Annotated in this window: 15 protein-coding genes and 1 other annotated feature; all 15 genes read right to left on the bottom strand. The window is 37.0% G+C overall.

The genetic code is table 11. From position 1 onward, the window contains the following. Positions 1 to 16: 16 nt before the first annotated feature. Entirely contained in the window at positions 17 to 439 is a 423-nt protein-coding gene (rpsL, locus tag COJ46_RS22525; RefSeq protein ID WP_056467392.1) for a 30S ribosomal protein S12, read from the bottom strand. A gap of 247 nt (positions 440 to 686) precedes the next feature. Beyond that, positions 687 to 4,295: a DNA-directed RNA polymerase subunit beta' gene (gene rpoC / locus COJ46_RS22530; protein ID WP_098566356.1), complete on the bottom strand. Its 3,609-nt coding sequence runs from the start codon at positions 4,293 to 4,295 to the stop codon at positions 687 to 689. A gap of 46 nt (positions 4,296 to 4,341) precedes the next feature. Beyond that, positions 4,342 to 7,872, bottom strand: coding sequence for a DNA-directed RNA polymerase subunit beta (gene rpoB, locus COJ46_RS22535; RefSeq protein ID WP_097978203.1), 3,531 nt, complete (start codon positions 7,870 to 7,872; stop codon positions 4,342 to 4,344). A gap of 244 nt (positions 7,873 to 8,116) precedes the next feature. Beyond that, the gene (locus COJ46_RS22540) at positions 8,117 to 8,716 is read right to left on the bottom strand and encodes a class I SAM-dependent methyltransferase (RefSeq protein WP_097978204.1); all 600 of its coding nucleotides are present in this window, start codon (positions 8,714 to 8,716) and stop codon (positions 8,117 to 8,119) included. Positions 8,717 to 8,825: 109 nt separating this feature from the next. Beyond that, a complete protein-coding gene (gene rplL / locus COJ46_RS22545; protein WP_097978205.1) occupies positions 8,826 to 9,185 on the bottom strand; it encodes a 50S ribosomal protein L7/L12 in 360 nt (119 codons plus the stop codon). 56 nt (positions 9,186 to 9,241) lie between these two features. Continuing rightward, complete coding sequence (rplJ, locus tag COJ46_RS22550; RefSeq protein WP_069033603.1) at positions 9,242 to 9,742, bottom strand: 50S ribosomal protein L10; 501 nt, start codon at positions 9,740 to 9,742, stop codon at positions 9,242 to 9,244. Positions 9,743 to 9,785: 43 nt separating this feature from the next. Continuing rightward, positions 9,786 to 9,921, bottom strand: a sequence feature (ribosomal protein L10 leader region). A gap of 54 nt (positions 9,922 to 9,975) precedes the next feature. Continuing rightward, the gene (gene rplA / locus COJ46_RS22555; protein WP_056467376.1) at positions 9,976 to 10,665 is read right to left on the bottom strand and encodes a 50S ribosomal protein L1; all 690 of its coding nucleotides are present in this window, start codon (positions 10,663 to 10,665) and stop codon (positions 9,976 to 9,978) included. 115 nt (positions 10,666 to 10,780) lie between these two features. Continuing rightward, the gene (rplK, locus tag COJ46_RS22560) at positions 10,781 to 11,206 is read right to left on the bottom strand and encodes a 50S ribosomal protein L11 (protein WP_056467373.1); all 426 of its coding nucleotides are present in this window, start codon (positions 11,204 to 11,206) and stop codon (positions 10,781 to 10,783) included. A 169-nt stretch (positions 11,207 to 11,375) separates the two neighbouring features. Next, positions 11,376 to 11,909, bottom strand: coding sequence for a transcription termination/antitermination protein NusG (gene nusG / locus COJ46_RS22565; protein WP_097978206.1), 534 nt, complete (start codon positions 11,907 to 11,909; stop codon positions 11,376 to 11,378). 114 nt (positions 11,910 to 12,023) lie between these two features. Next, positions 12,024 to 12,206 (bottom strand): preprotein translocase subunit SecE, encoded by a 183-nt coding sequence (gene secE, locus COJ46_RS22570; protein ID WP_056467367.1) that lies wholly within the window; start codon positions 12,204 to 12,206, stop codon positions 12,024 to 12,026. Between the two features lie 127 nt (positions 12,207 to 12,333). Beyond that, positions 12,334 to 12,480 carry a 50S ribosomal protein L33 gene (gene rpmG / locus COJ46_RS22575; RefSeq protein ID WP_082459366.1) on the bottom strand — a complete coding sequence of 49 codons (147 nt, stop codon included), beginning with the start codon at positions 12,478 to 12,480 and terminating at the stop codon, positions 12,334 to 12,336. 134 nt (positions 12,481 to 12,614) lie between these two features. Then, complete coding sequence (gene sigH, locus COJ46_RS22580) at positions 12,615 to 13,265, bottom strand: RNA polymerase sporulation sigma factor SigH (protein ID WP_056467364.1); 651 nt, start codon at positions 13,263 to 13,265, stop codon at positions 12,615 to 12,617. Positions 13,266 to 13,330: 65 nt separating this feature from the next. Next, positions 13,331 to 13,810 carry an NYN domain-containing protein gene (locus COJ46_RS22585; RefSeq protein ID WP_387332445.1) on the bottom strand — a complete coding sequence of 160 codons (480 nt, stop codon included), beginning with the start codon at positions 13,808 to 13,810 and terminating at the stop codon, positions 13,331 to 13,333. Positions 13,811 to 13,844: 34 nt separating this feature from the next. Continuing rightward, complete coding sequence (gene rlmB / locus COJ46_RS22590) at positions 13,845 to 14,588, bottom strand: 23S rRNA (guanosine(2251)-2'-O)-methyltransferase RlmB (protein WP_097978208.1); 744 nt, start codon at positions 14,586 to 14,588, stop codon at positions 13,845 to 13,847. A gap of 1 nt (position 14,589) precedes the next feature. Next, positions 14,590 to 15,006, bottom strand: a complete 417-nt coding sequence (locus COJ46_RS22595; protein ID WP_097978209.1) for a Mini-ribonuclease 3 — start codon at positions 15,004 to 15,006, stop codon at positions 14,590 to 14,592. Positions 15,007 to 15,010 lie beyond the last annotated feature (4 nt).

Genomic DNA, 15,010 nt, shown 5'->3' on the forward strand with positions numbered 1-15,010 from the left:
GGCTAGTTGTTATTTATTACTTCTTAGCTGCTTTTGGTCTCTTAGTTCCATATTTAGAACGACCTTGCATACGCTTGTCAACACCTGCAGTATCTAATGCACCACGAACGATATGGTAACGTACCCCCGGTAAATCTTTTACACGTCCACCACGGATAAGAACAACACTGTGCTCTTGTAAGTTGTGTCCGATACCTGGGATATAAGCAGTTACCTCGATTTGGTTAGTTAAACGTACACGAGCATATTTACGTAATGCTGAGTTCGGTTTCTTTGGAGTCATTGTACCAACACGAGTACAAACACCACGTTTTTGTGGAGCTGATAAATCAGTTGATTTTTTCTTTAATGAGTTGAAACCTTTATTTAATGCTGGTGATTTTGATTTCCATACTTTAGAAGTACGTCCATTACGCACTAACTGGTTAATAGTAGGCATGAGTTTTCCTCCCTTCAAATATTTATAAGACCACACATCCAGGTGGTTCATTATTAGTTGAAAACAAAGTTTTTGCAAGAAGGAAGAAGCCCTCCTTCTCACAAAAACAGTTTTAAACTTGTATATTCCTAAATTAGCCCCGGATCTAACCTGCTTAGATTAGCAGTGCTATTGTCTAGGAGCAACCTTGAATATCTTATCATTTTTCATCAAATGATGTCAACTCAAGTTTTAAAATATTTTAAGATTATTTTTCAACTAATACTTCTTCATTCATTTCAACTGATTCAGTTAAATCCTTTACAAGATCTACTTTACGGTATCTGTTCATACCAGTACCAGCTGGAACCAACTTACCTATAATAACATTCTCTTTTAATCCTAGCAACTCATCACGTTTTCCTTTAATCGCAGCGTCTGTCAATACACGCGTTGTTTCTTGGAATGATGCAGCAGAAAGGAATGAGTCTGTTTCTAATGATGCTTTTGTAATACCTAGTAATAATGGGCGCGCAGTAGCTGGTTGTTTACCTGCAAATAAAGCTTCTTTATTCGCTTCAGTAAACTGGTGTAGTTCTAATAATGTACCAGGTAGTAAAGTAGTCTCACCTGCATCCATTACACGAACTTTCTTCAGCATTTGACGTACCATTACCTCTACGTGCTTGTCACCAATTTCTACCCCTTGCATACGGTATACTTTTTGAACTTCACGTAATAAGTATTCTTGAACAGCATTTGTACCTTTTACTTTTAGAAGTTCTTTAGGATCAATTGAACCTTCAGTCATTACTTGACCGCGTTCAATCGCTTCACCTTCTTGAACTTTTAGTCTAGCGCCATAAGGAACTGGGTAGTTTCTAGATTCTACTGAGCCTTGAACAATAATTTCTTGTTTATCTTTAGCGTCAGTAGAAATTGAAATAATACCATCAATTTCAGAAATAACCGCTTGACCTTTAGGATTACGTGCTTCAAATAGCTCTTGAATACGAGGTAAACCTTGAGTAATATCGTCTCCTGCTACCCCACCTGTATGGAATGTACGCATCGTTAACTGTGTACCTGGTTCACCGATTGATTGTGCAGCAATAATACCTACTGCCTCACCAACTTCAACCTCAGCACCTGTAGCTAAGTTACGGCCATAACATTTTTTACATACTCCATGGTTAGTATTACATGTGAACGCAGAACGGATATTAACTTCTTCAATACCAGCATCGATAATTTCACGAGCTAAGTCTTCTGTAATTAAATCGTTCTCTTGAGCAAGTAATACACCTGTTTCTGGGTGACGTATAGTTGAACGTAAATGACGACCAACTAAACGATCGTATAATCCCTCAATAATTTCGTTACCTTCTTTAATTGCTTTAACGTGTAATCCACGGTCAGTACCACAATCATCTTGACGAACGATTACATCTTGTGCAACGTCAACTAGACGACGAGTTAAGTAACCTGAATCGGCTGTTTTTAGTGCTGTATCGGCAAGACCTTTACGTGCACCGTGTGTAGAGATAAAGTATTCAAGTACCGTTAGACCTTCACGGAATGAAGATTTGATTGGTAACTCAATAATACGACCAGCCGGGTTGGCCATCAGACCACGCATACCAGCAAGCTGAGTAAAGTTTGATGCGTTACCACGGGCACCAGAGTCACTCATCATAAAGATTGGGTTGCGTTTATTTAGGGAAGCCATCAGTTTGCCTTGAATAACATCTTTCGCATCACTCCAAATTGCGATTACACGATCGTAACGCTCATCTTCTGTGATTAAACCACGGCGGAATTGTTTTAGAACTTTATCTACTTTTTCTTGAGCTTCAGCAATAATTAACTGCTTCTCAGGTAATACGATGATATCGGATACACCAACTGTAATACCAGCTTTAGTAGAGTGTCTAAACCCAAGATCCTTCATGCGGTCTAGCATTTTTGACGTTTCAGTAATTTTGAAACGTTTAAATACTTCAGCAATGATATTTCCAAGTATTTTCTTTTTGAAAGGAGCAATTTCTTCTCTACTTTCAATAATTTCTTTAATATTCGAACCTTTAGCTACAAAATACATCTGAGGAGTTTCCTTCTCAAGGTTACTCTGAGTAGGTTCATTAATATATGGGAACGAAGTAGGTAAGATTTCATTGAAGATTAACTTACCAACCGTTGTGATTAATAATGAATTTTTTTGTTCCTCAGTAAATGTTTCGTTATTTAATGAATTTGCTGCAACAGCAACACGAGAATGTAAATGTACATAACCATTTTGGTATGCAATTAACGCCTCATTGATATCTTTAAATACCATACCTTCACCGACAGCGCCTGCACGCTCAAGAGTTAAGTAATAGTTACCTAATACCATATCTTGAGATGGTGTAACTACTGGTTTACCATCTTTCGGGTTCAGGATGTTTTGTGCTGCAAGCATTAAAATACGAGCTTCCGCTTGTGCTTCACTTGATAACGGTACGTGAACAGCCATTTGGTCACCATCAAAATCGGCATTGTATGCAGTACATACAAGTGGATGTAGACGGATTGCACGGCCTTCTACTAATGTAGGTTCGAACGCTTGGATACCAAGTCTGTGTAGAGTTGGGGCACGGTTTAGTAACACCGGATGCTCACGAATAACTGATTCTAATACATCCCAAATCTCAGGGTGTAAACGCTCAATTTTACGTTTTGCAGACTTAATGTTATGTGCTAAGCCACGCTCTACTAATTCTTTCATCACGAATGGCTTGAATAATTCAATTGCCATTTCTTTTGGTAATCCACATTGATACATTTGTAAGTTAGGTCCTACAACGATAACCGAACGACCAGAGTAGTCAACACGTTTACCAAGTAAGTTTTGACGGAAACGTCCTTGCTTACCTTTAAGCATGTGAGAAAGAGATTTTAATGGGCGGTTACCTGGTCCAGTAACTGGACGGCCACGACGACCATTGTCAATTAACGCATCAACTGCTTCTTGAAGCATACGTTTTTCGTTTTGTACGATGATGCTTGGTGCACCAAGGTCTAATAAACGTTTTAAACGGTTGTTACGGTTAATTACACGACGATATAAATCGTTTAAATCTGAAGTTGCAAAACGTCCACCATCTAATTGAAACATTGGTCGTAATTCAGGTGGGATTACTGGTAGCACATCTAAGATCATCCAAGAAGGCTCATTACCAGAGTTACGGAATGCTTCTAAAACTTCTAAACGTTTAATTGCTCTTGTACGACGTTGACCTTGAGCAGTTTTTAACTCTTCTTTTAATGAATCAACATCTTTTTCAAGATTAATATCGCTTAATAATTTTTTAATTGCTTCAGCACCCATAGATGCTTGGAAAGTTTGACCGTAACGCTCACGATAAGCACGGAACTCTTTCTCAGAAAGCAATTGTTTCTTTTCTAAAGGAGTATCTCCAGCTTCTGTTACTACGTAAGAAGCAAAGTAGATTACTTCTTCCAGAGCACGAGGGGACATGTCTAAAACAAGTCCCATTCGGCTTGGAATACCTTTGAAATACCAAATATGTGATACTGGTGCAGCTAATTCGATGTGACCCATACGCTCACGACGTACTTTTGCACGAGTTACTTCAACTCCACAACGATCACAAACTACACCTTTATAACGTACACGTTTATACTTTCCGCAATGACATTCCCAATCTTTCGTAGGACCGAAAATGCGTTCACAGAAAAGACCATCTTTTTCAGGTTTTAATGTACGGTAGTTAATTGTTTCAGGTTTTTTAATTTCCCCGTATGACCACGAGCGAATTTTGTCAGGCGATGCAAGTCCGATCTTCATATACTCGAAATTATTTACATCTATCAAGGGGCCTACCTCCCTTTCTGTCCTAAGGTTTTACCCTATATAATACTTATTCTTTTACGTATTCCATATCCATCGCTAAATGTTCTGAAGCTTGATCATCATCATCTTCAGTATCACGCATTTCGATTTCTTGATCTGTAGCAGACATCATTTTAACATCCATACCTAGAGATTGTAATTCTTTAATCAATACTTTGAATGATTCTGGAACACCTGGTTCTGGTACATTTTCACCTTTAACGATTGCTTCATATGTTTTCACACGGCCAACAACGTCATCAGATTTAACTGTTAAGATCTCTTGTAATGTATAAGCAGCACCGTATGCTTCAAGTGCCCAAACCTCCATCTCACCAAAACGCTGTCCACCAAATTGTGCTTTACCACCAAGTGGTTGTTGCGTAACAAGTGAGTATGGTCCTGTTGAACGAGCATGTAACTTATCGTCAACCATGTGTGCAAGTTTGATCATATACATGACACCTACAGAAACACGGTTATCGAAAGGCTCACCACTACGTCCATCATATAGTACAGTTTTTGCATCACGTGCCATACCAGCTTCTTCAATAGTTCCCCAAACATCTTCCTCACGCGCTCCGTCAAATACTGGAGAAGCAACATGAATACCAAGATATCTTGCAGCCATACCTAAGTGTAGCTCTAATACCTGACCGATGTTCATACGAGAAGGTACCCCTAATGGATTTAACATGATATCAACTGGCGTTCCATCAGGTAAGAATGGCATATCTTCTTCTGGTAAAATACGAGAGATAACCCCTTTATTACCATGTCGTCCAGCCATTTTATCCCCTTCAGAGATTTTACGTTTCTGAACGATATAAACACGAACAAGTTGGTTTACTCCTGGTGGTAATTCATCACCGTTTTCACGAGTGAATACTTTCACATCAAGGATAATCCCGCCTCCACCGTGTGGAACACGTAATGATGTATCACGAACTTCACGAGCTTTTTCACCGAAGATTGCGTGTAGAAGACGTTCTTCAGCAGTTAATTCAGTTACACCTTTAGGCGTTACTTTACCAACTAATAAATCTCCATCTTTTACTTCTGCACCAATTCGGATAATTCCACGCTCATCAAGATTTTTAAGTGCATCTTCACCAACGTTTGGAATATCACGAGTGATTTCTTCAGGTCCTAATTTTGTATCACGAGCTTCTGATTCATATTCTTCAATATGAACTGAAGTGTAAACATCTTCTTTAACAAGACGGCGACTCATAATGATGGCATCCTCGTAGTTGTAACCATCCCATGTCATGAATGCTACTAATACGTTACGTCCTAGTGCTAATTCACCTTTTTCCATTGAAGGTCCATCTGCAAGAATTTCGCCTCTTACTACTTCGTCACCAACACTTACGATTGGGCGTTGGTTATAACAAGTACCTTGGTTAGAACGTACGAATTTTAACATACGATATTTATCAAGGTCACCTTTAACTTTTTGTCCATCTACTTCTAAGTAGCGACGTACCCAAACTTCTTTCGCTTCAACACGTTCAACGATACCTGGGTGTTTACAAATTACTGCAGCACCTGAGTCTTTTGCTGAAACGTATTCCATACCTGTACCTACGATTGGAGATTCAGGGTTTAATAATGGTACTGCTTGACGTTGCATGTTCGCTCCCATTAGGGCACGGTTCGAGTCATCGTTCTCTAAGAAAGGAATACATGCTGTCGCAGCTGATACTACTTGTTTAGGAGATACATCCATGTAGTCAATACGTTCACGTTTAACAACTGTGTTATCTCCACGGAAACGAGCTACTACATCTTCATCTAAAAAGCTTCCGTCTTCACCTAAACGAGCATTCGCTTGGGCTACAACGTATAGATCCTCTTCATCAGCAGTTAAATAGTCAATTTTATCAGTTAGACGACCTGTTTCAGGGTCTACACGACGATAAGGAGTTTCAATGAAACCAAATTGATTTACTTTTGCATAAGAAGAAAGTGAGTTAATTAATCCGATGTTCGGTCCCTCAGGCGTTTCAATCGGACACATACGGCCATAGTGAGAGTAATGAACGTCACGCACTTCAAATCCTGCACGTTCACGTGTTAAACCACCTGGTCCAAGTGCTGATAGTCTTCGCTTATGAGTTAATTCAGCAAGAGGATTTGTTTGGTCCATGAATTGAGATAGCTGTGAACTACCAAAGAATTCTTTAATTGAAGCAATTACAGGGCGAATATTAATTAATGCCTGCGGAGTAACTGCGTTTGTATCTTGAATTGACATACGTTCACGTACTACACGTTCCATACGAGATAGACCGATACGGAATTGGTTTTGAAGTAATTCACCAACTGAACGTAAACGACGATTTCCTAAATGGTCAATATCGTCAGTGTCACCTACGTTATGTAGCAGGTTAAAGAAGTAAGAAATTGAAGAGATAATGTCCGCAGGTGAAATGTTTTTCACACTTTTGCTTACATTCGCATTTCCAATAACTTGAATAACTTGTTCACCATCTTCTACAGGAGCGTAAATTTTAATAGATTGTAAAGTAATCTCATCTTCTAATACGCCAGCAGCAGGGTGAACAACTTTTTCACCGATATTCTTTTCTAAGAATGGAATAATACGGTCTAACGTACGGCGATCAAGAGTTGTCCCTTTTTCTACAATAATTTCACCAGTTTCTGGATCCACTAATGTTTCTGCAATACGTTGGTTAAATAGTCTATTTTTAATGTGTAATTTTTTATTTATTTTGTAGCGTCCAACGCTAGCTAAGTCATAACGCTTCGGATCAAAGAAGCGAGTAATTAATAGATTTTTAGCGTTTTCTACTGTAGGTGGTTCACCTGGACGTAATCTTTCATAGATTTCAAGAAGCGCTTTTTCAGTGCTATCTGTGTTATCTTTTTCAAGAGTATTACGTAGGTATTCGTTTTCGCCTAATAAGTCTAGAATCTCTTGGTCTGTACCAAACCCAAGCGAACGTAGTAGTACCGTTACAGGTAATTTTCTTGTACGGTCAATACGTACATAAACTACATCCTTCGCGTCCGTTTCGTACTCTAACCAAGCACCGCGGTTCGGAATAACTGTAGCCGTATAACCTTTTTTACCATTTTTGTCGATTTTTCCACTATAGTACACACTTGGAGAACGTACTAATTGTGAAACGATTACACGTTCAGCACCATTAATAATGAATGTGCCCGTGTCCGTCATCAGAGGGAAATCCCCCATGAAAACGTCTTGCTCCTTAACTTCGCCAGTTTCCTTATTTAATAGGCGAACTTTCACTCGAAGTGGAGCAGCGTAGTTTACGTCACGCTCTTTCGATTCTTCTACAACATACTTCGGCTCACCTAAACTGTAATCAATGAATTCTAATGATAGATTACCTGTGAAATCCTCAATTGGTGAAATGTCTTGGAACATTTCTCTCAAACCTTCATCTAAGAACCATTGGTAAGATGCTGTTTGAATTTCAATTAAGTTAGGTAACTCTAAAACTTCACTGATACGAGCATAACTTCTGCGTTGGCGGTGTCGTCCATATTGAACTAGTTGACCTGTCAACATATTCACCCCTTAAATAAGAGTATTTAAAACAAAAAAATAGTAACAAATAAGCAGAAAACATCCCTTACTTGTTAAACAAAAAATAAAATGGTTTCAAAATGAAAACCATTTATTAAACTCAACGACAGTCATTTTACTATCATTTCCAAAGAATATAGAAATATACCCACTTTCAAAAAATCATTTTTGAAAATAAATATATATTGGCATTTAATAATACTATCACAAGCAAAAAATACAGTCAATCTTTTTTACTTTTTATGATATAATATCCTTTATCTTTTTTTACTACCTCAACCTCGTCGAAAGTTTCTTTTAATAAATCAAGAGCAGATGGCGCTCCTTGCTTCTTTTTTATAACTACCCAAAGCTCTCCACCAGGGAGTAATTTATCATAAGCACTTTTTAAAATTTCATGAACAACACTTTTCCCGGCACGAATTGGCGGATTTGTTAAAATAGCAGCATATTCACCAGTAACATTTTCATAGATGCTACTTTCATAGATTTTCACATTATCTATTTTATTTACATCCGCATTTTCTTTTGCTAATTCGATCGCTCTTAAATTCACATCAACCATTTCCACCGTTCGACTAGAATCATCTTTTGCGATTGATAATCCTATTGGACCGTATCCACATCCAACGTCTAAAATATTACCTTCAACTTTTGGAAATATGAACGTGTTAATTAAAACACGGGATCCAAAATCAACTTCATTCCTAGAAAAAACACCTGAATCAGATTGGAACTTCAAATCATTCCCTCTTAGAGTAAATGTAAATACCTTTTTATCAGTTTTACTATTCGGTTGATTTGTAAAATAATGATCTGCCATTAAAAATCCTTCTTCCATATATATACTTATCAACAGTCTTCCCAAAAGTAACCCCATATGTACAAAAAAAGCTCGCATAAATGCGAGCTTTTCTAAAAACTTTTAGAAATTACTTAACTTCTACGTTAGCGCCAACTTCTTCAAGTTTAGCTTTCATTTCTTCAGCTTCTTCTTTGCTGATTCCTTCTTTAATTGCTTTAGGAGTGTTGTCAACTAATTCTTTAGCTTCTTTTAATCCTAAACCAGTTAATTCACGAACAACTTTGATTACTTTGATTTTTTGGTCGCCAGGGCTAGCTAATACTAAATCAAATTCAGTTTGCTCAGCAGCAGCTTCAACAGCTCCACCAGCCATTACCATAGGAGCAGCAGCAGTTACGCCGAACTCTTCTTCGATTGCTTTTACTAAGTCATTTAATTCTAATACAGTCATGTTTTTAACTGCTTCAATGATTTGTTCTTTAGTCATTGTTAATTTCCTCCTTGTTTATACCTTTAAATTATATATTTTAAGCGATCTTGGCATTAAGCGCCTTGTTCTTCTTTTTGTTCTGCAACTGCTTTAGTTGCAAGAGCGAAGTTGCGGATTGGTGCTTGTAGCACGCTAAGCAACATAGAAAGTAAACCTTCGCGAGATGGAAGTTCAGCAAGAGCTTTAACTTCTTCAACAGTAGCAACGTTTCCTTCGATTACACCAGCTTTAATTTCTAAAGCTTCGTGTTTTTTAGCGAAATCGTTGATTACTTTAGCAGGAGCAATTACATCCTCCGTACTAAACGCGATTGCGTTTGGACCAGTTAATGATTCGTTTAAACCAGCTAAGCCAGCCTCTTCAGCAGCACGACGAGTTAAAGTGTTTTTGTAAACTTTGAACTCAACGCCAGCTTCACGTAATTGCTTACGTAATTCAGTTACTTCAGCAACATTTAAACCACGGTAGTCAACAACAATTGTTGATTTACTATCACGTAATTTAGCAGCTACTTCAGATACAACTTGTTTTTTAGCTTCTAATACTGCGCTCATTTATTACACCTCCTGTGGATTTTTGTGTGTATACCGCAAAAGTGTAACCATAGCAAAACCTCCACGAACTTTTCAAAAAAAGACATGGAGGTTGTATATGCACGAATTTATCAGTTATACACCTCGGTAGGATATTAAGCATAAGCACCTACTGTCTACGGTAGTCTATTTAATTAGCAAGACAATCTCCATTATAGAGAGTTCTTGTCGAATTGTCAACTTTGTTTTTTATCTTAGAAACTAGCTGGATCTACTTTGATACCAGGGCCCATAGTTGAAGTGATTGCTACGTTCTTCATGTATGTTCCTTTAGCAGCAGCAGGTTTAACTTTAACCATAGTTTCAAAGATTGTTGTAAAGTTTTCTACTAACTTTTCGTTTTCGAAAGATACTTTACCGATTGGTACGTGAATGTTACCAGCTTTATCAACACGGTATTCAACTTTACCAGCTTTGATTTCGTTAACAGCTTTAGTTACGTCAAATGTAACTGTACCTGTTTTCGGGTTTGGCATTAAACCTTTAGGTCCTAATACACGTCCTAATTTACCAACTTCAGCCATCATGTCTGGAGTTGCTACTACTACATCAAAATCGAACCAACCTTGTTGGATTTTGTTAATCATGTCAGCATCGCCTACGAAATCAGCACCAGCAGCTTCAGCTTCTTTAGCTTTTTCACCTTTAGCGAATACTAATACACGTTGTACTTTACCAGTACCGTGTGGAAGAACTACTGCACCACGAATTTGTTGGTCAGCTTTCTTTGGATCTACTCCTAAACGGAATGCTACTTCAACTGTTGCATCAAAGTTAACAGTTGTAGTCTTTTTAACAAGTTCAACAGCTTCGTTTACTGCGTAAACAGCTGTACGATCTACTAATTTAATAGCTTCTTGGTATTTTTTACCTTTGTTAGCCATGTTTTATTCCTCCTAATGTGGTTTTAACGGATTTTCCTCCCACGAATAAAGGTTGCGATAAAACACATCAAATGATGTTCGCAACCTCCTCAATCACACCTTATTGAAGATGGGATTAGTCTTCAATAACGATACCCATACTACGTGCAGTACCTTCTACCATACGCATAGCAGCTTCAACAGAAGCAGCATTTAAGTCAGGCATTTTTTGTTCAGCAATCTCACGCACTTTATCGCGTTTAACTGTTGCTACTTTTTTACGATTTGGTTCACCAGAACCAGACTCAATACCAGCCGCTACTTTAAGAAGTACTGCAGCAGGAGGAGTTTTCGTAATAAATGTAAACGAACGATCTTCGAATACAGTGATTTCAACAGGAATAATTAGACCAGCTTGGTCAGCTGTACGAGCGTTGAACTCTTTACAGAATCCCATGATGTTAACACCTGCTTGTCCTAGTGCAGGACCAACTGGTGGTGCTGGGTTTGCTTTCCCTGCAGGAATTTGCAATTTTACCATTTTAATTACTTTTTTAGCCACGAGACACACCTCCTTAAGTCCGTGATGTGGTAACGGGTTTTTACACCCTCCCACTCATATCGTTTTGCATTTACATGCATATTCTTATACAGAAGTTAATACCATCTTTTCGATGCATATTGACCTTTAAAAGTCTAACATTTTCAAAATAAAAATGCAAGGTCTTGTATTATAATTTTTCAATAAGATGTAAATCCAGTTCTACTGGTGTTTCTTTATTAAAGAATTCTACTAACACAGTCACTTTTTTCTTTTCGAAGTCAATTTCTTTAATTGATCCAGTATAATTCGCAAATGGACCTTCTTTTAATCGAACAACTTCATTTACATCTAAATCAAAATCAATTGTTTGTTCATCTAGACCCATATGTTTTAGAATATGAGTAATTTCTTCTTCTAAAAGTGGGGTTGGTTTTGAACCAGATCCTGCCGAGCCAACGAAACCAGTTACTCCCGGTGTATTTCGAACTACATACCAAGAATCGTCAGTCATCACTAGTTCAACTAACACATAACCAGGAAACACTTTACGTTTCGTTACTTTTTCTTTACCGTTCTTCATTTCTACTTCTGATTCTTCTGGAACTATTACACGGAAAATTTTATCCTGCATTCCCATTGTTTCTACACGTTTTTCTAAATTCGCTTTTACTTTATTCTCATATCCTGAGTAAGTATGAACTACATACCATCTTTTTTCCATGTTAGAGGACTACTTGTCCTTCCCTCCCCGGTCAACTTTCTTTGCAAATTAAAAAACCCGTCACCGGGCTTTTTTTTAAACATTATCACTCATTATAGCACAATTAGTTTTAACTTATTCAAGAATAAGTCGAATTAGTTTAGAAAGTCCTGTGTCAATTACAGCGAAGAATACTACAAAGAATAAAACTGTAGCTAATACTGTAACTGTTGAATTAACTAATTCTTTACGTTTAGGCCATGAAACTTTTTTCATTTCACTTTTTACTTCGCGAAAAAACTTACCGATACGACCCACAGATGCAACCCCCATATATACTAGTTTAGAGATTTACGAAACGTCCGCCTTGTCCAAAAAATAGTGCATGATCTTTAGTTTATAAATAGAATAAGGACATTCGCAATTATCATTTATCTTACTTCATTTATTTTGTTTCTTTATGTGTAGTATGCTCATTGCATGTTTTACAAAACTTTTTCATCTCCAAACGTTCTACAGAAGAGGAATTCTTCATTGTGGAGTAATTTCTATTATTGCAATTAGCGCACGACAGGACAACTTTTTTTCTCATGGTGACACCAACCTAATTCATCTATAATTATCCATCTAGAATGTACCATGTGAAATATAAACTGTCAAATTCATTTCTAAACCCTTGTATTTCTATATATTATTATGAATTACAAAGGAATTTATTTGATCTAATTAAACTGATAGTTCTCTGATTTCCATATATCTTTCAAGCTTTCTTTTCACTCTCTGTAGAGCATTATCAATCGATTTTACATGTCTGTTTAACTCTTCTGATATTTCTTGGTAAGATCGACCATCTAAATAGAGTGATAATACTTTTCTTTCTAAATCGCTTAATAATTCAGACATTTTAAGCTCTATGTCCACATTTTCTTCTTGATTGATAACAAGTTCCTCTGGATCCATGTTTTTTGTTTCTGTTAAAACATCCAGTAATGTACGATCAGATTCCTCATCATAAATAGGCTTGTCCAATGAAACATAAGAATTTAATGGGATGTGCTTTTGCCTAGTTGCTGTTTTAATTGCTGTAATAATTTGTCTTGTAATGCATAATTCTGCAAACGCCTTGAATGACGAAAGTTTGTCTTCTTTGTAATCACGAATTGCTTTGTATAATCCAATCATACCTTCTTGAATGATGTCTTCACGGTCAGCTCCTATTAGGAAATAAGACCTAGATTTTGCTTTAACGAAATTTCGGTACTTTTGAATTAAAAATGTTAGTGCCTCTTGATCACCTTCTCGAACATACTCGAGAATTACCTCATCTTCTAAAGGGCCATACTCTATCATTAGCTTCAATTCCTGTTCAACGTTCAAAATTAGCACCTCCGACCAAACAATTTAATTAAATTATACAGCACAAAGAAGAAGGAAACAATAAGTCATCGTTCCCCTCTTCGCCATTTTTCTAAAATTTCTGTTTGTTTCGAATTTAAAGTCTTACTAATCGTCAGTCTTTGATCAGGTATTTCACTAATTCGACTACTTATCATTTTTTTATTTTGAGTAACCGATCGATATAGTTCCATTGCAGGTATACGAAGTGCACCTTGTCCAAATATTTGCCATTGCTCAGTAAAGTCAGATGTCGCAACATAAATATGATGGTTAACATGACGAAGCTCAATTGCAAGTTTTTCAATTTTTTCATCAGCCGTTTGGTTTTTTCGAGTAAAAATCACTTCGACCTTTGAATTCTTGTCGACTTTTTCGATTCCATTTACAAAATGGGCATCAAATACAACAATTATATACATCCCTGTGTATGCCTTATACTCAGCAAGTTGAGTAATTAGATAATCACGTGATTTATCAAAGTCAATTTCTCGAAGTTTTCTAAGATTCGGCCAAGCTCCAATCATGTTATAACCATCTACAATAAGAATCTCTTTCTTTTTATGATCCAAGCGGGTGTCTCTTACGATGTATTTCATACATTAATAGACTAGCCGCAACAGACGCATTTAAAGATGTAACTTTACCGACCATTGGTAACTTAATTAGGAAATCACATTTTTCCTTTAAGATCCTGCTCATGCCTTTACCTTCGCTACCAATAATTAACCCTAGAGAAATTTGGCCATCCATGTTTCGATAGTCATCAGCACCTTTTGCATCTGTACCAAAAATCCAAACTCCTCTTTCTTTTAATTCATCTATAGTTCTTGCTAAGTTCGTTACTCTTGCTACTGGAATGTATTCAATTGCTCCAGTAGAGGCCTTAGCAACCGCTGAAGTTAAACCTACCGCTCTTCTCTTTGGAATAATGATTCCATGAGCACCAACTGCATCTGCAGTTCTCATAATTGAGCCTAAATTATGAGGGTCTTCAATTTCATCAAGAATTAAGAAGAACGGTTGTTCATTTCGACTACTAGCCACTTCAAACAAATCATCAATTTCCACATATTCATATGCAGCTACTTGCGCTACTACCCCTTGGTGGTTACCTTTAACCATTCCATCTAATTTCTTGTTTGGTGCTGTTTGAACGATCACTTTGTTTTGGTTAGCTAATTCTAAAAGTTTATGGATTTGACCTTTATTTGCTCCTTCGCTAACCCAAATTTTATTTATATCACGACCTGAACGTATTGCTTCCATAACTGGATTACGTCCAATAATAAATTCTTCAGACATATTATGCTCCTTTATCATTCTCAATAAATTGAATCGCAAATTGTACAATTGTATTGAGTCTATCTTCATTTTTTAATAAATAATGGTACCCAATTAACGCTTCCATTGCGGTTGCGTATCGATATGTTTGTACATCCGTATTTTTTGGTACAGTTCCTGACTTTGCATTACGGCCCCTTTTAACAACTGCAACTTCTTCATCTGACAATATCTCAGTAAAAAGCATTTCTCTAATTACTTTAGCTTGTCCTTTCGCAGAAACAAATCTTGTTGCTGCACGGTGAAGTTGATTAGGTCTTACTGTTCCTTTTTCAAGGAGGTGATGACGTACATAAATTTCATATACAGCATCACCTATATAAGCAAGTGCTAAACTGTTCAGTTGTTTAGCATCAATATTTTGGTTACTTTCAATCATGAAG

This window comes from Bacillus sp. AFS077874 (assembly GCF_002566505.1).
Taxonomy (GTDB): Bacteria; Bacillota; Bacilli; order Bacillales; family Bacillaceae_G; genus Gottfriedia.